Source organism: Streptomyces tamarix (genome assembly GCF_032423885.1).
Classification (GTDB): Bacteria; Actinomycetota; Actinomycetes; order Streptomycetales; family Streptomycetaceae; genus Streptomyces; species Streptomyces tamarix.
This window is the reverse complement of sequence record NZ_JAWCTQ010000025.1, coordinates 75,867-102,030: the sequence shown is the minus strand read 5'-3', so window position 1 is coordinate 102,030 and position 26,164 is coordinate 75,867. Positions and strand designations below refer to the sequence as shown.

Here is a 26,164-nt window from a genome sequence, read left to right as displayed (position 1 = left end):
AGGCGGTGGGGCGGCGCTCGGGTACGGCCCTGGCGGTGGCGGTCGGCACCGGGGCGCGGTCGCTGCGGACGCACGCCCTGGGGACGCCCCGGAGACGCTCGGGGACCCGCTCCCGAACCGACCGGACCGCCCCGGGTCACGAGCGGAGGGTCGGCCGGGACGGTACGCCCGCGGCGACGGCGCGGCGACGGGGCGCGGCCGTGCCGGACCAGCAGGTGCCGCGGCGGGCCAGGAGGCGGCGGAGCCACAGCTCGGTGGAGACCAGGTCCGCGATGCCGTCCAGGGGGACGGGTTCGCCGTCGGCGGCGGCGCGCAGCGCCGTGCGGACCACGCGCGCCTCGACGAGTCCGGCGTCCGCGAGGAGCGGCGCCTCGAACAGGGCGAGCAACTGCGGCAGGGCGACGCGCAGCCCGGCCCGGGCGGCGGCCTGGGAGGAGGCGGGCGATGCGGTGCCCCAGCCCGGCGGCAGGTCGTGGATGCCGGTTCCGGCGAGTACGGCGCGCAGGACGTCGGCGCGGGCGCCGGGCCGTACCCGCAGCGATTCGGGGAGGTCGCGGCAGGCCCGTACGACCTGGTTGTCGAAGAACGGGGCGTGCAGGCGCTGGCTGCGGACCTCGGCGGCCTGTTCGAGGACGCGGTGGTCGGCGGCGTGCCGGGCGAGGGCGGCGCGGGCGCGGGCCTCGCCGGGGCGCTGGACGGAGGTGGGGCGGGTGGCGGCCTGGTGGAGGCGAACCGATACTTCCGCGAGCGCCTCCCCGGTGAGCCAGCGGGCGGCGGGCCCGGGCCGCGACCAGGCGAGGGCGGCGAGCGACGCGTCGAGCGGGCCGGGGGCGGTACCCGTGGCGAGGCCGCGGTTGGCGTCGAGGAGGTGGCCGGCGGCGTCCTCCAGTCCGGCGCGGTAGGGGGTGCGGGCGAGGCGGCGGGCGGCCCGGTAGACGGTGATCGGGACGAGGAGGGAGCCGGCGGACGACCCGGCCGCGCGGGCGAGGGCGGTGACGGGGCGGAGCAGGTGGCGGCGCCGGCGGTCCATCAGCAGGTCGGCGAGGCGGGCCGGGTGGGCGTCCAGGACCTGGCGGGCGCCGTGGCCGGTGAAGTGGTCGGCGCTGCCCGCGGTGAGGCGGCGTCGGTGGCGGGCGGCGGTGACCAGGGCGGGACCCGGTTCGTCGGTGAGCGGCACGTCGAGGTCGGCGTACGGGAGGGCCTCCTCGGCCGCGGCGACGACGACGTGGTGGAGGCGGGGGTCCTCGGCGAGGACGCGGGCCCGTTCCAGCTCGGCGGTGCGGGCGGGTTCGCGGGCGCTCGCGGTGAGGTCGTTGAAGGTGACGGCGAGGAGGCGTTCGCCGGCGCCCGCGCCGCCGTGCCCGGCGATGGTGCCGGGCACGCCGGGGAGGCCGGCGGCGAGGAGGGCGAGGGTGCTGGAGGCGCTGCCGCCGGACAGGTCGGCGCCGATCCCCGGCGCGGGCGCCTCGCCGCGGGCGGCGCGCCGGTCGGCGGGGCCCATGCCGGGGACGGGTCCGGGGTCGGGCGGCAGGGCGGCGGGGGCGTGGCGGGGCGCGGTGAGGCGGGCGCGCACGGCTTCGACGAGAGCGTCCCGTACGCCTTCGACGGCGCGGTCCGGGTCGAGTTGGGGCGCGGCGACGGCGAGGGAGGCGACGGGTTCGTACCCGGTGATCTCGCGGGAGCCCTCGCGCAGGACGAGGGCGTGGCCGGGCGGGACGCGTTTGACGCCGGCGTACGGGGTGGAGTCGCGCAGCGCCTCGGGGGTCTCGGGGCAGGCGAGGAGCGCGGCGAGGTGCCCGATGTCGAGCTGCGCCTCGATGAGGTCGGCGAGGGGCAGCGCGGCGGTCGCGTAGGCGGTGCCGTTGGCCCAGGGGGTGTGGAAGACGGGGCGGGCACCGGCGAGGTCGGAGGTGACGGTGACGCGGCGGCCGGTCTGGACGACGGCGGTGTAGCTGCCGGGCCAGGCGGTCAGGTGGCGCAGCGCGCCGCCGCGCGCGGCGAACAGGCCGACCTTCAGCTCCTCGTCGGAGGCGGCGCAGCAGCCGAGGACGGCGAGGCGGATGTCGGGGGCGACGCTGACGACGCGCACCTCGTCGGGGCGCCAGTCGCCGACGGCCCACAGGGGGTCCGGGTCGCCCCACAGGAGCTGTCCGCCGACCGGCTGCATCGTGGCGCCGTCGTCGGCGGGACCGACCGCGCCCACCGTGCCGAAGCTCGCGGCGATACTGCTCCACCCCACCAGCCAGCGCATCGCCGCCTCCACAGCCCGTGGACACCTTCAGGCACTCGCGGCCCGCCCGGCACGCGCCGCGGGGCGGCCGGTGCGACGGGGTGCCGACGGAGACATGCTGCCACGACTACAGGCGCACAGGAGGGTGTCCGGGCGGCGCGTACGTGAACGGGAACGCGCCCCGGCGACCGGCGATGTGGTGACGATGGGGCGGTGGTGTGTCGGCGCGGGGGGTCAATCCCCTGCGACACCGGGCGGAACGACCAACTCCGTTTGTGGAAAAGGGGATTCGACCGGTCGACCCATGGGCATCATTCAGCCAATCTCCGCACCCCACTCAACCGAAACGCCTGTCGACCGCTCCGCTCCCGACCATGGTCCACGCGCGCGGTCCGGAGGGCGCTGCTCGCCCCCCGGACCGGTCCACCGCCCGCGGGGAATGGAGCGGCGGTGTCCCCCAGCCCGCTGGTTCCCGCCAGCGGGCCGACCCACGCGGCACCATGGAAGCGCTCCACCGGTGGCACCGGCCAGAGCGCACGGGCGGGCGCACGGCCACACGCCGGGAGCACGGCGGCCCGGAGCCGGGCGCACGCCAACTTCCCGTACGCACAACAATCCCGCCATAGGGAACACCACCCCTTAACGGTGGGGATGCGGCGAACTACGCTGGGTTTACGAATGCCGCGCGCCTATGCCTGGCAGTGCGGCGGCCGTCTGGGTGTCGAGGGGTGGCGCATGTCCAGGGAGCTACGCGGACCGAACGAGAAGCTCGGCACCGTTCTCGCCCTCGCCGGGATCAGCAACGCCGGGCTGGCCCGGCGCGTCAACGACCTGGGAGCGCAGCGCGGCCTGACCCTGCGCTACGACAAGACGTCGGTGGCCCGCTGGGTGTCGAAGGGCATGATCCCGCAGGGCGCCGCGCCCCATCTCATCGCCGCCGCGATCGGCCAGAAGCTCGGCCGTCCGGTGCCGCTGCACGAGATCGGCCTGGCCGACGCGGACCCGGCGCCCGAGGTGGGGCTGGCGTTCCCGCGCGACGTGGGCGAGGCCGTGAAGTCGGCGACGGAGCTGTACCGCCTGGACCTGGCGGGGCGCCGCGCGGGCGGGGGCGGCATCTGGCAGTCCCTGGCGGGCTCCTTCGCGGTGAGCGCGTACGCGGTGCCCGCCTCGCGGTGGCTGATCACGCCGGCCGACCCGTCCGTGGAGCGGCGGGTCCCGCGCGCGGAGGACGGCGGCACGGGTACGGCGGGGGGTGCGGGTCCCGCCCAAGGTGCGGGCGGCCCGGCGGGCGGTGCCGCCCCGGGTGCCCGGGCCGGCGCGTGTGGCGCCCGGGCCGGAGCGGCCGGCGCCCAGGCCGCGGTGCCCGTTCCGGCGGTCGCGGTGCCCGTCCCGGTGGTCGAGGAGCCCCCCGCGGAGGGTGCTCACGCGCGCGTGGGCCACAGCGACGTGGCGAAGCTCCGGGAGGCCGCCGAGGACGCCCGCCGCTGGGACTCCAAGTACGGGGGCGGGGACTGGCGTTCGTCGATGGTGCCCGAGTGCCTGCGCGTGGACGCGGCGCCGCTGCTGCTCGGCTCGTACTCGGACGAGGTCGGCCGGGCCCTGTTCGGCGCGACCGCCGAGCTGACCCGGCTGGCCGGCTGGATGGCCTTCGACACGGGCCAGCAGGAGGCCGCCCAGCGGTACTACATCCAGGCGCTGCGCCTCGCGCGCGCGGCGGCGGACGTGCCGCTCGGCGGGTACGTCCTGGCGTCGATGTCACTGCAGGCCACGTACCGGGGCTTCGCCGACGAGGGCGTGGACCTGGCGCAGGCTGCCGTGGAGCGCAACCGCGGCCTGGCCACGGCGCGCACGATGTCGTTCTTCCGACTCGTCGAGGCCCGCGCCCACGCCAAGGCCGGGGACGCGGCGGCCGCCGGGGCGGCGCTGAAGGCCGCCGAGGGATGGCTGGAGCGGTCGCGGGACGGCGACGCCGACCCCTCGTGGCTGGGCTTCTACTCGTACGACCGGTTCGCCGCCGACGCCGCCGAGTGCTACCGCGACCTGAAGGCGCCGCGCCAGGTGCGCAGGTTCACGGAGCAGGCGCTGTCGCGTCCGACGGAGGAGTACGTACGCTCCCACGGGCTGCGGCTGGTCGTCAGCGCCGTAGCGGAACTGGAGTCGGGGAACCTCGACGCCGCCTGCGCGGCCGGCACGCGCGCGGTGGAGGTGGCCGGGCGCATCTCTTCGGCCCGTACGACGGAGTACGTACGGGACCTGCTGCACCGTCTGGAGCCGTACGGCGACGAACCGCGGGTGGCGGAGCTGCGTGAGCGGGCCCGGCCGCTGCTGTCGGCCCCGGCGTAGGACCCGGGGCGGGGTCCGGCGCGGAGGCGTGGCACCGGGTCGGGTGCCGGGCCCTCCGGGTGCCGGTGGGGGCGCGGAGGGGCGCACCACCTGGCGTGATCCATCTCCCACCGCCGTGCGTGCCTGGTTTAACGGCGATGTCAGCGGGCCAGTGCACTATCGGGGTGGGAGGTGGCACAGGTGTCCGGGTTCGGCGGCGGCATGTTCGACTGCGACGTCCTGGTGGTCGGCGGCGGGATCATCGGGCTGTCGACGGCGTACGCGCTCTCGCGGGCCGCGCCCGGCACGCGCGTGACGGTCCTGGAGAAGGAGCCCGGCCCCGCCCGCCACCAGACGGGCCGCAACAGCGGCGTCATCCACAGCGGCATCTACTACCGCCCGGGTTCCCTGAAGGCGCGGTTCGCGGTGCGGGGCGCGGCCGAGATGGTGAAGTTCTGCGCCGAGTACGGGCTGCCGCACGAGGTCACCGGCAAGCTGATCGTCGCCACGGACCGCTCCGAGCTGCCCCGGCTGCACGCCCTGGTCCAGCGCGGCCGGGAGAACGGCATCCCGGTGCGCGAGCTGGGTCCGGCCCAGATCGGCGCGTACGAGCCGAGCGTGCGGGGCATCGCCGCGATCCACGTCGGCACGACGGGGATCTGCGACTACGGCGCGGTGGCGGAGCGGCTCGCCGAGGAGTCCGGCGCGGAGGTGCGGTACGGGGCGCGGGTCACCGCCGTCGACCGGCGGCCCCGGGGCGTGGCGGTGCGCACGGCGGACGGTGCCGTGGTGCGCGCGCGGGCGCTGGTGAACTGCGCGGGGTTGCACTGCGACGCGGTGGCGCGGCTCGCGGGGGACGAGCCGGGCATGCGGATCGTGCCGTTCCGGGGCGAGTACTACGAGCTGGCCCGGCCCGAGCTGGTGCGGGGCCTGGTGTACCCGGTGCCGGACCCGGCGTTCCCGTTCCTCGGCGTGCACCTGACGCGGGGTGTCGGCGGGGGCGTCCACGTCGGTCCGAACGCGGTCCCCGCGCTGGCCCGCGAGGGGTACGGCCGGCTCGTCGTGCGGCCCGGGGAGCTGGCCGGGACGCTGGCCTGGCCCGGCACGTGGGCGATCGCCCGGCGGCACTGGCGGTACGGGGCGGGCGAGCTGCGCAGGTCGCTGTCGAAGCCGGCCTTCACGGAGGCGGTGCGGCGGCTGCTGCCCGAGGCGACCGCCGCCGACCTGCGGCCGGCCCCGGCGGGCGTGCGGGCGCAGGCGGTGCTGCGGGACGGGACGCTGGTGGACGACTTCCTGATCCGGGAGGCGCCGCGCACGGTGCACGTGCTGAACGCCCCCTCGCCCGCGGCGACGGCGTCCCTGCCGATCGGGCGGGAGGTGGCCCGGCGGGCCCTGGCGCACTTGATCGGGTAGGGAACGCGGGGAGGGTTCGTAGAATCGAAGGCACTGTGTCCGAGAAGACCGCGTCGAGCACGCCCCCCACGACCCCCGCTCCCGTCAGGCCCCGTACCCCGGGAGCCCCCGCGCCCGCGCCCGGAGCCCCCGCGCCCGAGGTGTCCGCTGCCGAGGTGACCGCGCCCGGGGCGACCGCGCCCGAGGCGGTCGGCGGGCAGCCGCCCGTGTCCGGCGGGGGCTCCGGCGTGCCCGCGTCGCGCCGCGGCAGCCGGATGTTCCCCGACGGGACCGGGCCCTCGCCCGACCCGGCCGGCTCCCACTTCGAGCGCCGCATCCGCAGCTTCCAGCCGCGCCGCAGCCGCGTCACCGCCGGCCAGGCCGACGCGCTGCGCCGCCTGTGGCCCACCTGGGGCCTGGACATCGACGGGCGGCGCGTCCTCGACCTGGACGAGATGTTCGGCGGGCTCCCGGTCGTCCTGGAGATCGGCTTCGGCATGGGCGAGGCCACCGCGCGGATGGCCGCCGACGACCCGTCGACCGGCATCCTCGCCGTGGACGTGCACACCCCGGGGCAGGGCAACCTGCTGGGCCTCGCCGAGCGGAACGGCCTCACGAACGTCCGCGTCGCGAACGGCGACGCGATCATCCTGCTCCGCGAGATGCTGCCGCCCGCCGCGCTCGCCGGCGTCCGCGTGTACTTCCCGGACCCGTGGCCGAAGAAGCGGCACCACAAGCGGCGGCTGATCCAGCCCGAGTTCCTGAGCCTCGTCGCGACCCGGATGAAGCCGGGCGCGGTCCTGCACTGCGCGACGGACTGGGAGCCGTACGCGGAGCAGATGCTGGAGGTACTGACGGCGCACCCGGACTTCGAGAACACGGCACCCGGCGGCGGCTTCGCGCCCCGGCCCGGCTTCCGCCCGCTGACCCGGTTCGAGGGGCAGGGCCTGGAGAAGGGGCACGTCGTCCGCGACCTGCTGTTCGCCCGCGCGTGACGGCCCGGCCGCGCTCGTCCACAACGTACTCGCGCTTGTCCACAACGCGCTCGCGGAGTGTCAGTCCGGCCGTCTAGGGTCCATCGGGTGTCAGATTCGCGCGCGCCCCGCTCCGCACCGCGGACCCCTCCGCCGGCCGGCCCCGCCCAGCCGGCCATCCCGGCATACCACCCGCGGCCGTCGTTCGACGCCGTGCCGGACCGGGTCCGTTGGCGGTACAAGCCGCGGGGCGCGTTCTGGCGCAGCAGGGCGGTGCGCGCCTCGGCCGTGATCCTGGTGCTGGCCCTGTGCGCCCTGGTGATCCTGGCGCTGGTGCGGGAGCAGACGGGAACGGCGGGTTTCGTGGTCGGCCTCGGGCTGGCGCTGCTGCCCGTACCGCTGCTGGCGGCGGCGTTCCGCTGGCTGGACCGGGTGGAGCCGGGCCCGTGGAGGAACCTGCTGTTCGCCTTCGCCTGGGGGGCGTTCGCGGCGGCGCTCGTCGCGATCCTCGCCAACACGTTCGCGACGCGCTGGATAGCCACGGCGACGGCGGACCCGACGTCGGCGGACACGCTCGGCGCGACCGTCGTCGCCCCCGTCGTGGAGGAGGGCGCGAAGGCCGTCGCGATCCTGCTGGTCTTCCTGTTCCGCAGGCGGGACTTCACGGGGCTGGTCGACGGCGTGGTCGTCGCCGGGTTCACGGCGACGGGCTTCGCGTTCACCGAGAACATCCTGTACCTGGGGAGCGCCTTCGACGAGGACCAGGAGTTCGGGACGTCCGGCTTCGAGTCGGTGACGGCGGTGACGTTCTTCGTCCGGGTCGTGATGTCGCCGTTCGCGCACCCGCTGTTCACGGTCCTGACGGGCATCGGGTTCGGCGTCGCCGCGATGACGGCGCGCCGGCGCAGGGTGGTGCGGACGCTGCTGCCGCTGCTGGGGCTGGTCCTGGCGATGGGGGTGCACGCGCTGTGGAACGGCTCGACGACGTTCGGGCCGTGGGGCTTCCTCCTCGTGTACGGGGCGTTCATGCTGCCGGCGCTGGGTCTGCTGACGTGGCTGGTGATATGGACGCGCCAGCGGGAGCTGCGGACGATATCCGGCGAGCTGCCGGCGTACGCGGCGGCCGGTTGGCTGTCCGCCGACGAGCCGCTCGCGCTGTCGTCGATGCGGGCGCGGAGCCTGGCGCGGTCCTACGCGGCGCGCACGTTCGGCCCGGCGGCGGCGCGGTCGGTGGGCGAGTACGAGGCGTTCGCGACGTCCCTGGCGTTCCTGCGGTACCGGGCGCGGCGGGGTGTGGCGGACCAGGACTTCACGGCGCGGGAGCAGGAGCTGCTGCACCACATGTGGCAGCGGAAGGAGGTGGCCGCCCCGGCCCTGACGTTCGCGGCGCGCGCGACGGGCCGGGTGTGGACGCCGCCGCCGCACCGCGACTACGCGGGCTACAACCCGTACCGCTACTGAGGCCGTACGGGCTGGGGCGCGGCCGGGCCCGAAACACGGCCGGGCCCCGAGAGCGGGGCGCGGAACCGGGGCGCGGAACCGGGGGCGCGGCCGGGCCCCGGGACCAGAGCACGGTCGGGACCCGGGGCCGGGAAGAGCGGACCGGCAGCCCTGGCGTCGGGGGGTGTGCCGCCGGGGCTGCCGGGATCGGGGTCCGGCGCGGGACGCGCCGGGGTACCGGGACGCGTCGGGGCGCCGGGGTGTCAGATGGTGAGGCCCTTGCCGCGCAGCCAGGCCAGCGGGTCGATGCCGCTGCCGGAGGCGGTGTGGACCTCCAGGTGGAGGTGCGCCCCGGTGACGTTGCCGGTCGAACCGACGCGGCCGATCGTGTCGCCGGTGCCGACGGACTGCCCGGCGCTGACGGTCATCGAGGAGAGGTGGCAGTACCAGACCTCGGTGCCGTCCGCCAGCTCCAGCACGACGCGGTAGCCGTACGCACCGGACCAGCCGGCCGACTTGACGGTACCGCTGTGGACGGCGTTGGCCGGGGTGCCGGTGGGGGCGGCCAGGTCGAGGCCGGTGTGGTAGCCGGAGGACCACATGGAGCCGGCCTGGCCGTACGTGGAGGTGATCGTGTACGAGGAGGTCGGCAGGGCGTAGCTCGCGGCGAGCTTGGCCAGGCGCTTGGCCTCGGCCTTCGCGGTGGCTTCCGCCTCGGCGCGCTTGCGCTCCTTCTCGGCGGCCTTCGCCTCGGCCTCGGCGGCGGCCTGCTGGGCGGCGGCCTCCTCCGCGGCCTTCTCCGCGGCCGCCTTCTCGGCGGCGGCCCGGGCCTCGGCCTCGGCGGACGCCTGCTGCTGCTCGGCCTGCTGGAGGATGCGCGCCCGCAGCGCCTCGCCCGCGTCGGCCTCGGCACCGGCGCCCCGGGCGTCGGCGGGGCCGTTCCCGGTGGACAGGGCGAGCGTGGCGAGACCGGCGGAGGCGGGGGCCTCGTCGGGGGCGTCGTCCGCGTCGTCGCCGAGGAACGCGCCGACGCCGGGGAGCGAGGAGGCGTCGGGGAGGTTGATGTCCGGCAGGGATATCGCGACGCTGGGCTTGTCGTGCGCGGTGGCCATGCCGCCCGCGCCGACGGCGGCGATGACGCCGACCCCGAGGACGGTGGAGCTGCGGGCGAGGCCGCCGCGCTGCTTGACCACACGGTGCCGGCCCCGGACGGGGCGGACGGTCTCCTCGGTGGGGTTCCACTCGGAGGCGGCCGCGGGGGCGGCGGTGGCCGGAGGTCCCGAATCGGTGGGACGGCCGGTCGTGTCGTACGAGCCGAAGGGGGCTTCGGGGGCAGGCCTGTTGGACGCCACGGAGGCGTACTCCTTTCCTTCCTTCTCCGCCTACCGGGTTAGCTGACGGGTTCGGAGCAGGAAGGTCCCCTACGGGCCGGTGAAGGCCCGATTCACCCCAAGTGCGGTGGTTCCCCGGTTCCCTTGCGGGATTCGGCGCATGCGCACGGCGCCGCCTTCTGCGACGACTGATACGACCGCGCTGCGTTATCGAACGTTAATAGAAGCCGGGCCCGTATTCCAAGCCGCTCCCGGGAACACCTCGCTCACTCGGCAGTGAATCAAGGCCCTATAAAGGGACAAGTCACAGCAAATTGACCCCTTGTCAGGCGGTCGCGCCCCCGAAACTCCTCGATCAAATTTCTGACTGTGTGTCAATTGTTATCGCACAGAGCGGCCTGTCGATCACGCAGGGTAGATACCGGCCCCGGTGCCCCGCCGACCTGCCGCGCAGACACCCGGACACCCGGCCCCGCAGACACGCAGACACGCCGAAGGCCCGGTGCTGTGTGCACCGGGCCTTCGGTTTCAGTAGCGGGGACAGGATTTGAACCTGCGACCTCTGGGTTATGAGCCCAGCGAGCTACCGAGCTGCTCCACCCCGCGTCGATGAACACCACCTTACGCTATTCCAGCGAAGGTCATTCACCATTTCGCACTCCACGGCCGGAAAGTTTCCGGCGGCCCCTCTCCGGAGGCCCGGAACCACGCCGCGCGAGCCCGGCCGCCCGGCTCGGCCCTCCCTCCCGGAGGAGGTCGCGGACCCCCGGTGACCGGGGCGGGCGGAGTACCGTGGGAAGTGGTGGACGTCCGGTTCGCCGAAGGGACCGGATCCCGTAGACAGGCGGACATCAGCATGGCCCACTCCGACACGCCTCCCGCCCCCGGGCACCTGCCGGACACCCTCCACGAAGCGGTGGAACCGGGGACGGCGCTCCTGCGGCTGGAGACGACCCGCTCCCGCGAGGGCGTCCTCGACGGGGCGTGGTGGCCGCGCTCCCATGACATCGCGGAGGAGCTGCCCGCCCTGGTGAGCGCCCTGACCGAGCACCTCGGCCCGATCTCCCGCGTCGGCCTGGACGCCGCCGCCTGGGAGGGGCTCCCGGCCCGGCTGGTCGTCGACGAGCGGGTGGTGCGCATCGACTCGTTCCCCGTCGGGGACGACACCGTCCTGGTCACCCGCGGGGACCAGGACCACTTCTCGCTGCTCGTCGTGCCTCCGGACACGCCCCGGGACGAGGCGCGCACCGCGATGGCGCAGGCCGTCCGCGCCGACAACGTCACGCAGGCCCGGCAGATCCTCGTCGACACGCGCACCGGGCGGAGGGCCGGCCCTCCCCGGGGCTGACCCGTGCGGGGACCACCGCACCGACCCGCGCGGACGCACCGACCCGCGCGGGGCCGTCCCGCCGCGAGCCGCCCCGCCGCACTGGCCCACCGCAGGACCGCCCCGCCGCGCGGGCCCCACGGGACCGACCCACCCGAGCCCCACGGGCCGATCCCCCACACGGACTCTCCACAGGCCACCCGGCCCCACGGAAACACGGGCCCCACGGGCCACCCCGCCGCGCGGGCCCCACGGGCCACCCCGCCCCACGGGCCCCACGGGCCACCCCGCCCCACGGGCCCCACGGGGCCGGCCCGCCGCGCGGGCCGCGCGGAGGGCCGCCTAGCGCCTCCGGGCGCCGCGCCGGGAGAGATGGGCGCCGAAGAAGATCAGGTCGGCCACGAGGACGACGGCACCGATGATCAGCAGGTACATCATCCCCTTGACCGCGACGCCGATGAGGCCGAGCACGACGGCCACGAGGACGAGGAACAGGAAGATCGCCATGGTCTGGAACTCCTCCGTGCGACGGTCCGGTTCAACGGCGCGCGAGTTGCCGTTCGCCGGCGGCACCGGGCCGGTAGGCCAGGCCGTAGTGGTGGAAGACGGCTTGCTCGTCCTCGGCGGCGAGCACGTCGTCGGTACCGATGGCGGGGGACTTGCGGACCGTGCCCCTGTCGTACGGGACCCTGACGTAGCCCGGTCCGACGGTCGCGTCGTCGAGCGGGACGAACACCAGGCGCTGGCGGGTGGGCAGCCCCGTCCGGACGGTGGCCATGGCGGGTTCGTCCGTCGCGGTGCTCACGTAGATCGCCTCCAGCACGCCGATCTTGTGCCCCTTCGGGTCCACGACGTCCCGGTTCCGCCACTCCCGGATGTCTGCTGGATGGATCATGCGGTTTGCTCCCTGGTCGGGCCGCGCTCCGGGCAGGGCCGCTCCACCGGTCGGCGGCGGCGCGACGACGTGCCCGCCCCTGTCTCCTTCCAGCCTGCCCCGACCCTCCCCCGGCCGCCACACGGGCTCGACCGGCCGTGCCGCGGAGCCCGGCCCCGCGTACCCCTCCCGGCGGTCGGCCCCGCCGCCCCCGAGCCCCCTCCGTACCGGAGCCACCGACGTACCGGGCCACCGCCGCCCCCGAGCCCCCTCCGTACCGGAGCCACCGACGTACCGGGCCGCCGCCTTACCGGAGCCACCGCCGTACCGGAGCCACCGGCGCGCGGAACGGGTCCCGGCACACGTGTGCCCCGGCCGGGGAAACCGACCGGGGCACGAACCCGGTGACCGAAGCCTCGCGGCGGCTCCGACCTGGTAGGCCCTGTGGGACTCGAACCCACAACCAACGGATTAAAAGTCCGCTGCTCTGCCAATTGAGCTAAGGGCCCTCGACGGGTCATCCCCGAGCATAGCCCGCCGGAGGACGTGAGCCGATCGGGTATCGGCACAACACCCGTTTCCGGCGCGTCCCGAAAGGCGGACGGGCCCGCGCACGGCACCTGGGTGTCGCGTACGGGCCCGTCCGAGGGGTCCTACGGAGTGTCAGCCGTTGCGCTTCCAGCGCGGCTTGTCGTCGCGGCGGCCGAAGGAGCCGGTGCCCCGGTGGTCGTCGCGGCGGTCGTCACGACGACCGTACGGGCGGTCGTGGCCGGCGGGGCGGTGGCCGCCCGCGGGGCGGTCGTCGCGGCGGTCGCGGTTGAACGGGCGGTCCGTGCGGCGGAACCCGCCGCGGTCGCCACCCCGGTCGTCGCGGCGGTCGCGGTTGAACGACGGACGGTCGTCACGACGCTCGTACGACGACGGACGGTCGTCACGGCGGAACCCACCACGGTCGTCCCGACGGTCGCCACCTCGGTCGTCACGACGGTCCCGGTTGAACGACGGACGGTCGTCACGACGCTCGTACGACGACGGACGGTCGTCACGGCGGAACCCACCACGGTCGTCCCGACGGTCGCCACCCCGGTCGTCACGACGGTCCCGGTTGAACGACGGACGGTCGTCACGGCGGAACCCGCCGCGGTCCCCGCCCCGGTCGTCACGACGGTCACGGTTGTACGACGGTCGGTCGTCACGGCGGAACCCGCCGCGGTCGCCGCCCCGGTCGTCACGACGGTCGTCCCGGCGGTCACGGCCGAAGCCGCGGTCCTCCCGGCGCTCGTACGAGGGGCGCTCCTCCCGCTGGGCGGGGACGGGCACCTCGGTCTCGGCGGCGGCCGGAGCCGCCTCGGCCGCGATCGCCTCCGCGGCTTCCGCCACGGCCTTCTCCGGGTCCTCGCCCCGCTCGCGCGCCGCGCGGGCGATCAGGCGGTCGGCCTCCTCGCGGAGCTCCGCGGCGCGGCGCTGCACGCGCTCCAGCTGCTTGGCCAGGTCGGCGGCCTCGCGCTCGGCCTGCTTGGCGGCGTTGCTGGCCGAGTCGGCCTGCACCTCCGTCAGCGACCGGGCACCGGTGATCTCGGCGACCTCGGGGTCGAAGGCACCGCCCTGGCCGATGATGTGGCGGGAGGCGTCGACACCGGCGTCCTCCATGAGGCGGAAGATCTGGCGGCGCTGGTGCGGCAGCGCCAGGGAGACCACGACACCGGAGCGGCCGGCGCGCGCCGTGCGGCCCGAACGGTGCAGGTAGTCCTTGTGGTCGCCGGCCGGGTCGACGTTCAGCACCAGGTCGATGCCGTCCACGTGGATGCCGCGCGCGGCGACGTCCGTGGCGACGAGCACGTTCACGTACCCGTCCTTGAAGTCGGCCAGCGTCCGCGTGCGGGCGCCCTGCGTCATGCCGCCGTGCAGCGCGTCGGCCTTCACGCCGGCGTCGCGCAGCTGCTCGGCGACGCGGTCGGCGCCCAGCTGGGTGCGGACGAAGATGATCGTGCGGCCCTTGCGGGCGGCGATCGCGGACGTGACCGGCGCCTTGTCCTTCGGCTTCACGACGAGGACGTGGTGGGACATGGTCGTGACGTTGCCCTGGGCGCTGTCGACCTCGTGGTTGACCGGGTCGTTCAGGTAGCGCTTGACGAGCGTCGCGATCTCGTTCTCCATGGTCGCGGAGAAGAGCATGCGCTGGCCGCCGGCCGGGACCTGGTCGAGGAGCTCGGTGACCTCGGGCAGGAAGCCCAGGTCGGCCATCTGGTCGGCCTCGTCGAGGACGGCGACCTGGACCTGCTCCAGGGAGCAGGCGCCGCGGTTGATGACGTCGCGCAGCCGGCCCGGCGTGGCGACGAGGACGTCGACGCCGCGCTCCAGGGCGTAGATCTGGTTGCCCATCGACGTACCGCCGCAGACGACCTTCATCTTCAGGCCGAGCACGTCGCCGTACGGCTGGAGGGCGTCCGCGACCTGCATCGCGAGCTCGCGGGTCGGGGTGAGGATGACGCCGCGGGGCTTCTTCTTCTCGGTGTGGCCGCCGGCCAGCGTGGCGAGCAGCGGCAGGCCGAAGGAGAGGGTCTTGCCGGAGCCGGTGCGGCCCCGGCCGAGGATGTCCTTGCCGGCCAGGGCGTCCGGGATGGTCGCGGCCTGGATCGGGAACGGGACGGTGACGCCGTTCTGGGCGAGCTTGCGGACGACGCCCTCGGGGAGCCCGAGGTCGCCGAAGGTGACGGCGTCGTCGGCGTCGTCGGTCTCGGCGGCGTCGGTGTCGACGGCGTCGGTCGCGGCGATCTCCTCGATCGCCTCGTCCTCGGTGACGACGGCGGTCGGCTCGTCGTTCTCGGTCGCGGTCAGGACGGCGTCAGTGTGGGAAATGGACATGCGAAATGCGAAACCTTCCGGAGTCTCGGCACGCGCCCGTCAACTCCGTGTTTCGCTGCTTAGCAAATCGACCGCCTCGATGCGGTCAGCCACGGCAAGGGAGAGTACGCGCCACGCGGCGCGCTTCGGTCACGGCGCCGGGCAAATGGGATCAAACGATCTACCACCATACGCACCTCCCCCCACCCGGCGCAAGCCGCTCCCCGCCGCGCGGGTGCGACTCCCGTCACACGGGAGCGCCCTGCGGGGACGCGGCCGGCTCCGGGCAGCCGGTGGACGGGGAGGGGGCGCGCAGCGCTTCGGTGCGGGTCTCGGCGGGGGGCGACGCGGCCGGCGGGTCCGTCGGGCCGGTCGCGGGCGGCTCGCTCGCCTGCGGCGTCGGCGTGGGGTCCGGCTCGGGCGGCGGGGCGGGCGCGGAGGGCGACGCGGGCGGCTCGCCGGGCCCCGTACCACCGTGGCCGCCCCCGGAGCCGCCGTGGCCGCCCGTGCCGCCGTGGCCGCCCTCGGAGCCGTCCGGCCCCGGCCCGCCTCCGGGGTCGGCGCCGGGGCCGGGCGAGGGCCGCCCCCCGTGGCCCGCGCCCTCCCCGTCCCCGCCGCCCCGGCCGGACGGCGGGGACGGGGAGGTGGACGAGGAAGGCGCCGCCGACGGGCCGGCCCCGCCGCCCGCGCCGTCGTCGCCCGCCGTCCCGCCCGGGTTCCCCGCGCCGCGCGGCTCGTACCCGCCCTCGCTCGCCGCCGCCCCGGCGTCCCCCTCGGCCGCCGCCGCCCCGGACGGGTCCACCGCCTCGCGCGGCCGCGGCTTGGCGCTGTCGTCGGACACGCTCATGCAGCCGCTGACGGAGCCGGCGGAGGCCACGACCGCCACCGCGGTGACGGCCCATCGGACGGGTGCGGGCAGCTGGCGCACGGAGGCACCTCCAAGACGGGCGGGGACTCCCGGACCGGAACGGAAATCCCGGGGGGACGGACGGGGTTTCCCTGCCCAACTCCCCTCCCCCCGTGGGGGACACGCCCGCACGGGGCACCGGTCAGCCGTATCCCAGTTCGTGCAGCCGCGCGTCGTCGATGCCGAAGTGGTGGGCGATCTCGTGCACCACGGTGATCTCCGTCTCGGCGACCACGTCCTCGCGGGACCCGCACATCCGCAACGTCGGCCCCCGGTAGATGGTGATCCGGTCGGGCAGCACGCCCGCGTACCACTCGCCGCGGTCGGTGAGCGGGGTCCCCTCGTACAGCCCGAGCAGGTCGGGGTCGTCCGCGGGCGGCTCGTCCTCCACGAACACGGCGACGTTGTCCATCAGCCGGGTGAGCTCCGGTGGGATCCGGTCGAGCGCCTCGGCCACCAGTTCCTCGAACTCCTCGCGCGTCATCTCCAGCACTCGCCCATTGTCGTGGATGAGGGGCGCGCCCGGGGGCGTACGGGCATAGCCGCGCGGCCCCACGGGCATACGGCCCCAATGGCCCGAGCAGTCGTCCGTACCTCGTACGCCCGTATCGCCCGAGCCCTGCGCCGCGTGGGAAGCCGAACGGGAAGCCGAGCGGGAAGCCGCATGGGGAGCCGAACGGGGGACCGCGCACCGGTCCGCCCCGGCCGCTCCGCCCGCCGCGGTCGCCGCACCGGCTCCGCGGTGCTCCCCGGCCCGCTCGCCCCCGCCCCGCACCCCCTGGTCCGCGCCCTGGGGCTGCTCGCGGTGGTCGCCGCCGGGGCGTGGCTGGGCCTGCTGGCCGTCGGCGGCGTGCGCGCCCCGGTCGGACCGGTGGACACGAGCATGGCGCTCCGCCCGTCCCTCACCGGCGGCACGAGCATCAACGTCTCCCCGCTCGGCGCCCTCGACCTGGACTCCCACACGGCCCCCATCCGGCTCGACGTGGACGTCGACCAGTTGGACCCGGTCCGCTCCCGGGCCCTCGTCGAGCACCCCGAGCGGATCTCCGGCCTCCAGGAGGAGATCACCGCCGACGTCCTGGACGGCACCCGCGAACTGGCCGTCCGCTCCTGCGTCGCCGTCGTCTCCGGCGCCACCGCGCTCGGCCTCGCCGTCTACCGCCGTCCGCGCCGCGCCCTGGCGGCCGGGGGGCTGGCGCTGGCGCTGCTCGCGGCGTCGGGCGCGTCGGCGTACGCGACGTGGAACCCCAAGTCGGTCCTGGAGCCCCGCTTCTCGGGGCTCCTCAGCAGCGCCCCGTCGGTCGTCGGCAGCGCGCGGTCGATCGTCACCGAGTTCGATGTGTACCAGAAGGAACTGGCCCGGCTCGTCACGAACGTGACGAAGCTGTACGACGCGACGTCGACCCTCCCGACGTACCAGCCCGACCCGGCGACGATCCGCGTCCTGCACGTCTCCGACATCCACCTGAACCCGGCGTCGTGGCACATCGTCGGCTCGCTCGTGGAGCAGTACGACATCGACCTGATCATCGACTCGGGCGACACGATGGACCACGGGAGCGCCGCCGAGAACGTCTTCCTGAACCCGATCAGCAGCCTCGGCGCGCCGTACGTGTGGGTCCGCGGCAACCACGACTCGGCGGCCACCCAGGAGTACCTGGAGGGCCTGCGGAACGTGCACGTCCTGGACGGCGGGCGGGCCGTCACCGTCGCCGGGGTGCGGGTGGCCGGCGTCGGCGACCCGCAGTTCACGCCGGACCGGTCGGTCGTGGCCGCCGGGGACGACGCCGAGCGGGCGGCGGGCAGGCGGCTGGCGGAGGCCCTGCGCGCGCAGGCGCGGGCGGGCACCCCCGTGGACATCGCGGTCGTCCACAACCCGGTGGCGGCCCACCAGACGGACGGCGCGGTGCCGCTCGTCCTGTCCGGGCACGTCCACCGGCGCGTCAACGAGGTGCTGCCGAACGGCACCCGCCTGAAGATCGAGGGGTCGACGGGGGGCGGCGGGCTGCGGGCCGTCGAGAAGGAGGAGCCGGAGAAGGTCCACGCGTCGGTGCTGTACCTGGACCGGGACACGCGGCGGCTCCAGGCGTGGGACGAGATCACCCTGGGCGGGCTCGGCCTGACCACGGCGGAGGTGGCGCGGCACGTCCCGGACGAGGTCCTGCCGGGCGCGTCCCCGTCCCCGGACCCGTCCTCGACCCCGACCGGAACCCCGTCGGGGTCTCCCTCCGGGTCTCCTCCGGCGTCCCCGGCGTCCCCGGCGCCCCAGGCGTCCCCGGCTGCCCGGGCGTCTTCCGCACCCCCGGCGGAGGCCCGGCAGCCGCCCGGCCGGTCGGCCCCGACGACGCCCCCGCAACCGGCCCGGACCCCCGCCCCCGCACCCCGCCCGTAAACCGTTTTGGCGAACGGTCCCCCCATCCCATATGCTTCTCACGTCCCCGACGCGCTGAAGAAGCGCCCAGGCGGGCCCTTAGCCCTCATCGTCTAGTGGCCCAGGACGCCGCCCTTTCAAGGCGGTAGCACGGGTTCGAATCCCGTTGGGGGCACGCTTTACCTTGTGCGAGACTAGTGCTCGCACGATGCTTGGTCCTGTGGAGCAGTTTGGAGTGCTCGCCACCCTGTCAAGGTGGAGGCCGCGGGTTCAAATCCCGTCAGGACCGCTGCGGCTCGAAAGAGCTGCGTGGCTGGGTAGCTCAGTTGGTACGAGCGTCCGCCTGAAAAGCGGAAGGTCGCCGGTTCGACCCCGGCCCCAGCCACCGCCGCCCTACCAGGGCAAACACCCCCTTCGGGATCTTCCGGAGGGGGTGTTCTCATGGCACTACGCCAACCGCTACGCCAACGCCGCCGCCCCCCGACCTCGTGGCCTGTCTGACAATTGATCACCCGGCGGGTCCGCAGAGTTACGTAGAGCTGCCACGATGATCTTTAGCCCCGTAACGGCGGTGGTCGGCTCACCGTTGTTCGCGAACCGGATCGGCCGGCATCAGCAGCTCGACCCTTCCCACATCGCCTCGGCGACTGCTACTCGGATAGTTGAGCGCACCATAGAGATGCCCTCTAAAGGTTGTCCCGTAACTCCGGAAGCCACTTGCCGGTGTCCGATGTGGCATGGTTCGCCGGAATTTCACTGGGGTTAGGAATCCGGGCGAAATTGGGCGAGTCGATACGGCCACGGTGGCCCACCGGACTGTGCTCCGAGTTGCGGGACAGCCTTTAGCCCTCGATGACTTGGTAATCCAGGTAGTAATCCGCCTCATCCGACTTGAACCACGCTCGGTGCCACCCCTGATCCTTCTCGTCTGTTCTGATTGTGTGTGCCCCGAGATGGTCGTCTTCGTCAGGCGAGTCCTCTTCGGTAAGCGAGACGATTCCAAAATTTTCGTTGGTCGGGAAAAGCTGACGCGTATCCACGTTCCTATCCCTTCCACCCTTCATCTCACCAACCCAGATGGGGTGACCCCGCCACCTGAGGACGCATTCGTCTGCGCCAGAATCCTCGGTTACGTTGCAGTGGAATATCCCGAATTGAACTTGCAGTGCCACGGCGTCTCACCCATTCCATGCGACTCTCGATTACGTACCTGCGGAGAGTTGTGCCCCGGCTGCTACCGAGCGCAGCAGACTCCGCATAGCCACCTGTTCATGTGGCGACAGGTCAGAGGACTGCACCACCCCCGTGCGTCCACTCCGCCCAAGCTATCGATCGAATGACTCCACGAGACCGACCAACTCTGACACCCACATTACGCCGCCTCCTGGTTCCGAACAACATGGAGACACAAATAGGATGGTTGCAGGTTCACGGATTTCATATTCAACATTTTCGGCTTCCTGCCAGGCATTGGAGAACAGTGCGGCTAACCGCTAAGCAGCCGAGGCCGGTAGGTGACGGGGGGCTCCATCCCCGCCACCTACCGGCTTTATTCGGTAAGTGCCCTCGCCGCCTAGTAACCGGCCTATGGCTGCCCGATGGCTGATGAGGCAGCCATCGTCAGGACAGGGCGTCCCCGAGCTTCCTCAGCGCCTTGCGCTGCTCGTCCAGCGACGCGTGGGCGTAAACCTTCATCGTCACCCCGATGTCGCTATGGCCGACGATCTGCCGGACGATGTGCGGCGGCGCCCCCAGGTCCAGCAGCAGGGACACCGCCGAGTGCCGAAGGTCATGGAAACGGATGTCCAGCCCCAACCGCTTCCGAAGGGGGTGCCAGCTCCGCCGGAGGTTGTCCGGCTCCAGTGGCGTCCCGATTCGGGACGTGAACACCAACCCATGTTCCTTCCACTCGATGCCGGCGGCGGCCCGCTCCTGAGCTTGCCGCTCCTTGTGGTCGACCAGGGCTTTGGTCACGAACGGCGGAAGAGGGACGGTCCGGATAGAGGAGAGCGTCTTGGGCTGGACGAGCATCAGCGCCCCATCGACCCGCTGGAGGGCCCGTTCCACCATCAAGGTCTCCCTGTCCAGGTCCACGGCGGCCCACCTGAGCCCGAGCAGCTCGCCCCGCCGCATCCCCATGACCAGGGCCAGGACGTACAGCGCGTGGAGCCGGTCCTCCTCCGACTGGTGGAGGAGGAGGCGGGCCTCTGCGACGCTGAGCCCCTTCCCGGTGTCGTACGTGGGCGTGGGCACCTGGACGAGCTGGGCGACGTTCCGCACGATCAGCTCCTCGCGTACAGCGTTCTGGAGCGCGTTCCGCAGCACGGCGTGAATCGACTGCACCATCCGACGGGACAGCAGCGTCTGGCAGCACTCCCCCGCCGCACAGCACTCCGGCTCCCGCCGCTCCTTGTCCCACCCGTGCTTGCAGCACTGGCACTCAGAGGCGACGCGCGCGAGCCACGTGCGGACCTCGGCGGCCCGGAGCGTCCGGATCTTCTTCCGGCCCAGCCCGGGGACGAGGTGGACCCGGGCGACGCTCTCGTACCCCTGGTAGGTCTTGGGCCGCCGGTGGACTTTGACCACCTTGGCCAGCCAGTACGTGAGGTAGTCCTCAAGGTTCATGTTCGTGTCGGGAATCGGGATGCCCTGGTTCTCCTGAGCCTGGAGTTCCGTGATCTTCCCGCGAACCTCGTCGCGAGTCTTGCCGTAGACGGATACCCGCTTGCGGATGCCGCTGGTCGCCGTGACGTAGACGCGGCCGTGGTACGTGCCGTCCTTCCGAATCGTGATGCTTCCTTCGCCATTGGCGCGCTTGGCCATCAGGCGGCCTCCTCAAGCTGGTGCTGCATGAACGTGTGGAGCGCATCGGCCGGGATTCGCCGGGCACGGCCGACCGTGAAACTGGGGAGCTGCTTGGTACGGATCAGGTCGTAGACCTTGAAACGGCTGAGCCTGAGCGCTGCCATGGCCTCGGGCACGGTCACGGCCGTGTGGCTCGTCGGGAGCGGGACGCTCATCGGGTCCTCCTCGGCGGGGCGTGGGGGCCTTTGGCCCTTTCCTGTGAGGTCCGCTACTTCCGCTACCTCCGCTACCGCCCTGGTCAGGGGTGTGACCGTGGTAGCGGATGGGGGTAGCGGTAGCGGGTGGGTCCGCTACCGGCCCGGGTGTGCGGGGCCGGGCCGGTAGCGGTGGGGTAGCGGTCAGGTAGCGGACGGGAACAGCTCTGCCGCTACCGTTTCGGGGCCGTTGACCTGCGGGGTAGCGGCGGTAGCGGAGGTAGCGGCTCCTGCGGGGGGTGGGGGGCAGTACCGCTGCCAGGCGTCGTGGAGGTCGGCGGCGTAGTAGCCCTTCAGCACGGTCCCGGCGGTCTTGATGTTCCGGGCCTTGATGGGCGTGTTGTCGCTGGTCATGTACTCGCCGAGCATCTTGGCCAGGGCCCGGGAGTCCAGCGGCCGGCCGTTCATGTCCGCCCACGGGGCTTCGTCCAGCGCGCACAGCCGGTCCAGGACGGCGACGGTGGGCATGCGGTCGATGCCCGCCATGACGTGGTCGCGCAGGTCGGTCAGCAGGCGGATGCCGAGGCTGCCCTTGTCGTCGGCGCGGGCCGCGGCGACGAGTTCCACGCACGCGGCGCGGGCCCGGTCGGGCCAGGTGCCACCGGCGGCGTCCGCGACGGACAGCAGCGGCTCCCACACGTCGGCGGGCCGGTCGGTGACCCCGTCGGGCATCTGGGGCCACCGTCCGGCGACGTCGTCGCGGACCTGGTCGGCCCACTGCGCGAGCCGCTCGCGCAGCGCGTGTCCCTCCGCCTCGTGCAGGCGGGCCCGGAAGGGCTCCACCCGCTCGTTGCGGGCGCGTCGGCGCATGCGGATGATGACCGACCGGGTGGTGATGGTGTCCGGCAGGTAGCCGAGTCCGGCGACCGCTACGGCCGTGTAGGAGGGGAACTCCACCACGGTCTGGTTGCCGCCGTCCCCGACGCACCGGTAGGTGACCCCGGAGCGGCGGTGACCGGCGTTCAGGAAGCCGCGCAGCTCCTCGTTGTCCCCGGCCTTGGGGCCGAAAACGGTGTCGATCTCGTCGAAGAGGATCGTGGGCCGCCCGGCCGGGTCGGAGACGGACCGGAACAGCGCGGCGGCCCGCGCGTTGACCGCCAGCATCGGACGCGGGACCAGCGTCTCCACGACCTCCAGCGCCCGCGACTTCCCCGACCCCGGCTCGGGGGAGAGGAACGCCAGACGCGGGGTGGAGTCGAACGCGTCAAGGAGGTGGGCGTGGGCGTCCCACAGCGCGACCGCGACGTAGGCGGCCTCCCGCGGGAAGACGTTGAAGCGCCGGTGGAAGCGCTCCACGTCGTCCAGCAGTGCCGCACCGTCGATGTGCTGCTGGTTCATGCGGCGGTCCTCTCGGTGTGGTGGCGCAGGGGGCAGGCGGTGCGGTGGGCGGCGTGCTCGGCCACCAGCGCGGTCACGCGGCGGTGGCCGATGGCGGAGCGGTTGCGGCCGCACGCGCAGACGGACGTGGCGGTGGGCACCGCACCGCGGCCGGGTGCGGTGATGTGGAGCATGGCGACGATGCAGCGCCCGTCGCCCGAGTGCGGGTCAGGACCAGAGCGGACGCCTTCGGCGACGACCTTCGCCGCACCACTGCCGCCCGGGGCCGGGGCCGTGGCGGGGTGCGGGTGCTCGGTCGCGGGGGTGAGGCTTTTCAAGGTGGGGCGGCGGGAGGTGGTCATGCCGCCTCCCGGGGCCGGCAGGTGCGGATCGACCAGTCCAGGGCGGAACGGATGGTGGCGCGGCACTCGGCCGGCGGCAGGCCCGCCGCTTCCCCCGCCTCCTGAAACGCCTCCTCGGCGACGTCGCGGGGGATGTCGCCCCACGCCACGAACCGCCCCACCGCCCGCGCGCCCCGCAGCAGAGCGGCGTTCCTGCCGCCCTCCAGCGTCGCCGCGACGGCGGCCGTCTCCCGCTCCAGCGCCGTGCGGGCGACGCAGGAGCCGTCCCGGACCACCACCGCCCGCGACGGCACCGGCCGGGGCGGGGTCGGGGTGCGGAGGAGGGTGGCCAGCCACGCGGGCAGGTCGGCCACGGGCCGGGGGTCGACCACCCCGTAGCGGGCACCGCCGACGGTGCTGCCCGGGGCGACGACGTAGCCGCCCCACGCGCGGGTGTCGACCAACGGCGCCAGCGTCCCCGCGGTGTTGCCCAGCCTCATCCCGGCCGGGGCGCGGAAGTACAAGTGGTGTCCGCCGCTCGCGGTCCGCACCCGGTAGGTGGTGGGGACTACCTGGCCGGCGCGCTCGCAGAGCGCCTGGAAGGTCGTCGCCCCGCAAGGGGCGTCCCCACTGCCCTTGGGCATGTCCAGGTCCACGACGAGCAAGCCGGACGGGCCGGTGGCGATGCCGATGTTGTAGGTCCCGGCCGTCCACGCGGCGGTGACCCGCTCGGGGTCGGTGGTGGCCCGGTCCTCCCACTTCACGTGTCCACCGGCACACGGGCCGGTGCCCGGGCAGTGACTCTCCCCGTGCAGGGCCGGGCGCTTCTGGTCGGGCCGCAGGGGGAAGACGTGCCAGCCGCGCCGGGCGGCGTCCAGGGCGGCGGCCAGCAGGTGGAGGTGGGGCAGGTCGATGGTCAGGGGCGGCGGGTCCCCGCCGGGGGGTCGCCCGATGCTGGTGGGTTGAGTCATGCTGGATGTCCTCCAGGTCTGTTGGAGCTGGACGAGGGCGGCCCCGGTCTTTGGCGAGAGGGGGCCGCCCTCATGCGGAACGACTTGGTGGTGTGGTTCAGGGAGGCGTGAGCACCCCCTGCGGGTGCGTCCCGGGAGGGGGTTTCGGGGCTGTGAGCTGGGGTGCCTCCCTGCCTCCCTGGCAGATCATTTGTGCAGGTAAAAGCCAGGGAAGCGGCTCAGGGAGAGGGTTAGGGAGTTCTCCCTGCCTCCCTGGCCCGTGAGGGGTTGCGCTCCCTCTACTGGGCGGCGGAAGCGGAACCGCCTTCCTCGCGGTTGGTGAGGGCTCGGGTGATGCGGTCGCGGCCGATGACCATGCGGCCATCGGACTTGTAGGGCTCCGCCCCGGTGCCCTCCAGCACCCGCTTCAGGTCGGCGTGGGTCCAGTCCCCGTACGCCTTCGGGTTGGTGGTGGCCAGCCGCTGGAGCACGTCCTGGGTGAGGACGCGGGGGGCGGTGCCGATGACGGCGGCGATGTCGGCGAGCGGGTCGGTCGGCTCGTCGGTGTCGATGACGGTGAGGGTGGTGACCCCGTCGCGCAGGGCCCGCGCACGGGCGGCGATCTCGGCGGCGGCGTCGGTGTCGATGTAGTGCGTGCGCACGGTGATGGACGCCTGCCCGGCCGGGATGGCGATCCCGTCGGAGGCGACGACGAGGGTGCCCTTGTCGAGTCCCTGCCGCAGCAGGTGCGGCGCCGCCCCACCGTCGACGGCCTTGTCTCCCAGCGCCATGCGGGCCTGTGACTCCGTCCCGAGCGCGAGGGAGGCACGGGTGTGGGCGCCCTCGCGGACGAGCTTGGGGAGGTTCTGGTCGGTGGGGTCCTGCGTGCCCTGGTACAGCAGCACGTTGACCGCCCTGCCCTGGTTGTGGACCTTCCGCGCCGCCATGAAGTACCGGGACGTGGCCTTGGAGCCGCCGTAGGGGCGCTTCTCGTCGTCCACGGCGGGGCACATGAACGCCACCTGCGCTTCGTCCACGATGCCGATGAGCGTCGGGAAGGTCGTCCCGGGAGGGGCCTGAAGTCGGCGTTCCATCTCGGTGACCAGGCCCTCGGCCATCTCGGTGGCCTGGATGACGTGGTCGTCGGTGGGGCCCTGGATGAGGACGGTGGCGATGCCGTCGAACATCGCCCAGTCGCCGGCGCCCTTCAGGTCCGCGATCCGGAACTCCACCATCGGGTCCAGCGCCAGCCACAGGGCGAGGGCCCGCAGGGCGGCGGTCTTGCCCTGGTTCGACAGGCCCGTGACCAGCATGTGCCGCTGATACAGGCTCAAGGCCGCGGCGTCGCCGCGCAGGTCCTGCCCCCACGGGGCGCGGCCCTTCTTGTAGTCGGCGCGCAGGTCGGCGTCCAGGACGAGCGGGGAGGGCCCGATCGGCTGGTCCAGCGCCCCGGAGTCCGCGATCCACAGCCGGACGGTGCGGGCCGCGGTCGGGATGGTGATGAACACCTCGTGCTCATGCCTGGCGAGGTTCTCCGCGAGCTTGCGCCGCCGCCCCTGCACCTCCTGCGTCGACACCCCCGACGGCAGAGTGACATCCACCTCCACCCCACACCCGGCGATCCGGATCGGGCTGAGCATGGCCGCGCCGGCGTCGCCCATCTCCTTGATGGCCTTCCGCAACGGCGCGATACCCAGATCCCGCAGGGCCGTGACGACGATCGACGGCGTGATCGGCGCCCCCGCGTCACTGGTGCGCTGCTGGGCGGGAAGGGCCCACTGGGGGGCGGCTTGCTGGTGGCGGCCGACGGCCCACAGGCCGCACAGAGCCAGCCACGGCCCGAGGGTGACCAGCGGCCCCCACACCACCGTCGCGATGACAACGACCAGCCGGCACAGCTCCACCAACGCCATGAGCGGGGTCACCACGTCGCTCGGCTCCTTCGTCGCCACCGCGAGGGCGACGCCGAGCAGGAGGAGTCCGGCGAGGGTGCCGCCGGTGGCGTAGGCGGCGTTCTTCACCAGCCGCTCCGGGGAGGTGAGCAGATCCATGCGCCGCTGGTGACGCGCGGCGCGGTACTGCCGCCCGCGCTCCTCCCACTCCGCGGCGGCCTCCATGTTCCCCGCCGTCTCGGCGGCGCGGATCATCCGCTCGTACCGCGCCGCCGTGCGGCCGTCCCACGCACGGCGGGCAGTGATCCGCGTACCGCCGACCACGTACGAGCCGTGGCGGACCACGGCCCGTCCGGCGGCCCGAGTCCGCTCATCCCGGGCGGCCTTCACGACCGCGCGCCCGGTGCGGCGCCACACCGGCACCGGCACCGCCACGGCGTCGGCCACCGGCACCGCCGCGGCGAGGGGTTCGGTGGGGGGCGGGTCCTTGAAGAGGTGTACGACGTTGTCCGTCATGCTGAAGGTCTCCTGTCTGCTGAACAGGCGGATCAGGGGGCCCGGGGCGGCCGACTGTCCTTGGCCGGGTGACGGCC

At 73.9% G+C, this 26,164-nt stretch carries 19 protein-coding genes, 5 tRNA genes and 1 riboswitch; of the genes, 9 read left to right on the top strand and 15 right to left on the bottom strand.

Annotated features, from left to right (window positions below):
* Positions 1–136: 136 nt before the first annotated feature.
* Entirely contained in the window at positions 137–2,251 is a 2,115-nt protein-coding gene (locus tag RND61_RS20160) for an asparagine synthase-related protein (RefSeq protein WP_315879410.1), read from the bottom strand.
* A 714-nt stretch (positions 2,252–2,965) separates the two neighbouring features.
* On the opposite strand from RND61_RS20160, the gene RND61_RS20155 reads away from it, so the two are divergent.
* From RND61_RS20155 to RND61_RS20140, 4 genes are all read left to right on the top strand, one after another.
* Complete coding sequence (locus RND61_RS20155; protein ID WP_315879398.1) at positions 2,966–4,573, top strand: MFS transporter; 1,608 nt, start codon at positions 2,966–2,968, stop codon at positions 4,571–4,573.
* Positions 4,574–4,774: 201 nt separating this feature from the next.
* Entirely contained in the window at positions 4,775–5,965 is a 1,191-nt protein-coding gene (gene lhgO / locus RND61_RS20150) for an L-2-hydroxyglutarate oxidase (RefSeq protein WP_315879409.1), read from the top strand.
* Between the two features lie 254 nt (positions 5,966–6,219).
* Positions 6,220–6,939, top strand: coding sequence for a tRNA (guanosine(46)-N7)-methyltransferase TrmB (trmB, locus tag RND61_RS20145; RefSeq protein WP_315879408.1), 720 nt, complete (start codon positions 6,220–6,222; stop codon positions 6,937–6,939).
* A gap of 87 nt (positions 6,940–7,026) precedes the next feature.
* A complete protein-coding gene (locus RND61_RS20140; RefSeq protein ID WP_315879397.1) occupies positions 7,027–8,379 on the top strand; it encodes a PrsW family intramembrane metalloprotease in 1,353 nt (450 codons plus the stop codon).
* 242 nt (positions 8,380–8,621) lie between these two features.
* On the opposite strand, the gene RND61_RS20135 is transcribed toward RND61_RS20140, so the two are convergent.
* Both RND61_RS20135 and RND61_RS20130 read right to left on the bottom strand, forming a co-directional pair.
* Positions 8,622–9,710, bottom strand: a complete 1,089-nt coding sequence (locus RND61_RS20135; protein WP_315879396.1) for a M23 family metallopeptidase — start codon at positions 9,708–9,710, stop codon at positions 8,622–8,624.
* A 12-nt stretch (positions 9,711–9,722) separates the two neighbouring features.
* Positions 9,723–9,858, bottom strand: a riboswitch (cyclic di-AMP (ydaO/yuaA leader).
* Positions 9,859–10,221: 363 nt separating this feature from the next.
* A tRNA-Met gene (locus RND61_RS20130) sits at positions 10,222–10,295 on the bottom strand.
* Between the two features lie 250 nt (positions 10,296–10,545).
* On the opposite strand from RND61_RS20130, the gene RND61_RS20125 reads away from it, so the two are divergent.
* Positions 10,546–11,037: a DUF5994 family protein gene (locus RND61_RS20125; RefSeq protein WP_315879395.1), complete on the top strand. Its 492-nt coding sequence runs from the start codon at positions 10,546–10,548 to the stop codon at positions 11,035–11,037.
* 321 nt (positions 11,038–11,358) lie between these two features.
* Here RND61_RS20125 and RND61_RS20120 read toward each other — a convergent pair whose 3' ends face one another.
* The 6 genes from RND61_RS20120 to RND61_RS20095 form a co-directional block, all read right to left on the bottom strand.
* A complete protein-coding gene (locus RND61_RS20120; RefSeq protein WP_315879394.1) occupies positions 11,359–11,523 on the bottom strand; it encodes a hypothetical protein in 165 nt (54 codons plus the stop codon).
* A gap of 31 nt (positions 11,524–11,554) precedes the next feature.
* Positions 11,555–11,911, bottom strand: a complete 357-nt coding sequence (locus tag RND61_RS20115) for a PRC-barrel domain-containing protein (protein WP_315879393.1) — start codon at positions 11,909–11,911, stop codon at positions 11,555–11,557.
* Between the two features lie 412 nt (positions 11,912–12,323).
* Positions 12,324–12,399 (bottom strand) — tRNA-Lys (locus RND61_RS20110).
* A gap of 154 nt (positions 12,400–12,553) precedes the next feature.
* Positions 12,554–14,755: a DEAD/DEAH box helicase gene (locus tag RND61_RS20105; RefSeq protein ID WP_315879392.1), complete on the bottom strand. Its 2,202-nt coding sequence runs from the start codon at positions 14,753–14,755 to the stop codon at positions 12,554–12,556.
* A gap of 226 nt (positions 14,756–14,981) precedes the next feature.
* Positions 14,982–15,662, bottom strand: coding sequence for a hypothetical protein (locus tag RND61_RS20100; protein ID WP_315879391.1), 681 nt, complete (start codon positions 15,660–15,662; stop codon positions 14,982–14,984).
* A gap of 121 nt (positions 15,663–15,783) precedes the next feature.
* A complete protein-coding gene (locus RND61_RS20095) occupies positions 15,784–16,134 on the bottom strand; it encodes a metallopeptidase family protein (RefSeq protein ID WP_315879390.1) in 351 nt (116 codons plus the stop codon).
* Positions 16,135–16,305: 171 nt separating this feature from the next.
* Between RND61_RS20095 and RND61_RS20090 the strand changes: the two genes are divergently transcribed.
* The 4 genes from RND61_RS20090 to RND61_RS20075 all read left to right on the top strand — a co-directional run bounded on the left by RND61_RS20090 (position 16,306) and on the right by RND61_RS20075 (position 18,397).
* Positions 16,306–18,033, top strand: a complete 1,728-nt coding sequence (locus tag RND61_RS20090) for a metallophosphoesterase family protein (RefSeq protein WP_315879389.1) — start codon at positions 16,306–16,308, stop codon at positions 18,031–18,033.
* A gap of 81 nt (positions 18,034–18,114) precedes the next feature.
* Positions 18,115–18,187: transfer RNA gene (locus tag RND61_RS20085), tRNA-Glu, on the top strand.
* 39 nt (positions 18,188–18,226) lie between these two features.
* Positions 18,227–18,301 (top strand) — tRNA-Asp (locus tag RND61_RS20080).
* Positions 18,302–18,323: 22 nt separating this feature from the next.
* Positions 18,324–18,397 (top strand) — tRNA-Phe (locus RND61_RS20075).
* A 1,235-nt stretch (positions 18,398–19,632) separates the two neighbouring features.
* On the opposite strand, the gene RND61_RS20070 is transcribed toward RND61_RS20075, so the two are convergent.
* The 6 genes from RND61_RS20070 to RND61_RS20045 all read right to left on the bottom strand — a co-directional run bounded on the left by RND61_RS20070 (position 19,633) and on the right by RND61_RS20045 (position 26,087).
* Positions 19,633–20,835 carry a site-specific integrase gene (locus tag RND61_RS20070; protein ID WP_315879388.1) on the bottom strand — a complete coding sequence of 401 codons (1,203 nt, stop codon included), beginning with the start codon at positions 20,833–20,835 and terminating at the stop codon, positions 19,633–19,635.
* Positions 20,835–21,032 (bottom strand): helix-turn-helix domain-containing protein, encoded by a 198-nt coding sequence (locus RND61_RS20065; RefSeq protein WP_315879387.1) that lies wholly within the window; start codon positions 21,030–21,032, stop codon positions 20,835–20,837. The genes RND61_RS20070 and RND61_RS20065 overlap by 1 nt, the downstream gene beginning before the upstream one ends.
* Before the next feature lie 183 nt (positions 21,033–21,215).
* Complete coding sequence (locus tag RND61_RS20060) at positions 21,216–22,409, bottom strand: DUF3631 domain-containing protein (RefSeq protein WP_315879386.1); 1,194 nt, start codon at positions 22,407–22,409, stop codon at positions 21,216–21,218.
* Positions 22,406–22,750: a hypothetical protein gene (locus tag RND61_RS20055; protein ID WP_315879385.1), complete on the bottom strand. Its 345-nt coding sequence runs from the start codon at positions 22,748–22,750 to the stop codon at positions 22,406–22,408. The genes RND61_RS20060 and RND61_RS20055 overlap by 4 nt, the downstream gene beginning before the upstream one ends.
* A complete protein-coding gene (locus RND61_RS20050) occupies positions 22,747–23,700 on the bottom strand; it encodes a bifunctional DNA primase/polymerase (protein ID WP_315879384.1) in 954 nt (317 codons plus the stop codon). Before RND61_RS20050 ends, RND61_RS20055 begins: the two co-directional genes overlap by 4 nt.
* Before the next feature lie 278 nt (positions 23,701–23,978).
* Entirely contained in the window at positions 23,979–26,087 is a 2,109-nt protein-coding gene (locus RND61_RS20045) for an ATP-binding protein (RefSeq protein WP_315879383.1), read from the bottom strand.
* Positions 26,088–26,164 lie beyond the last annotated feature (77 nt).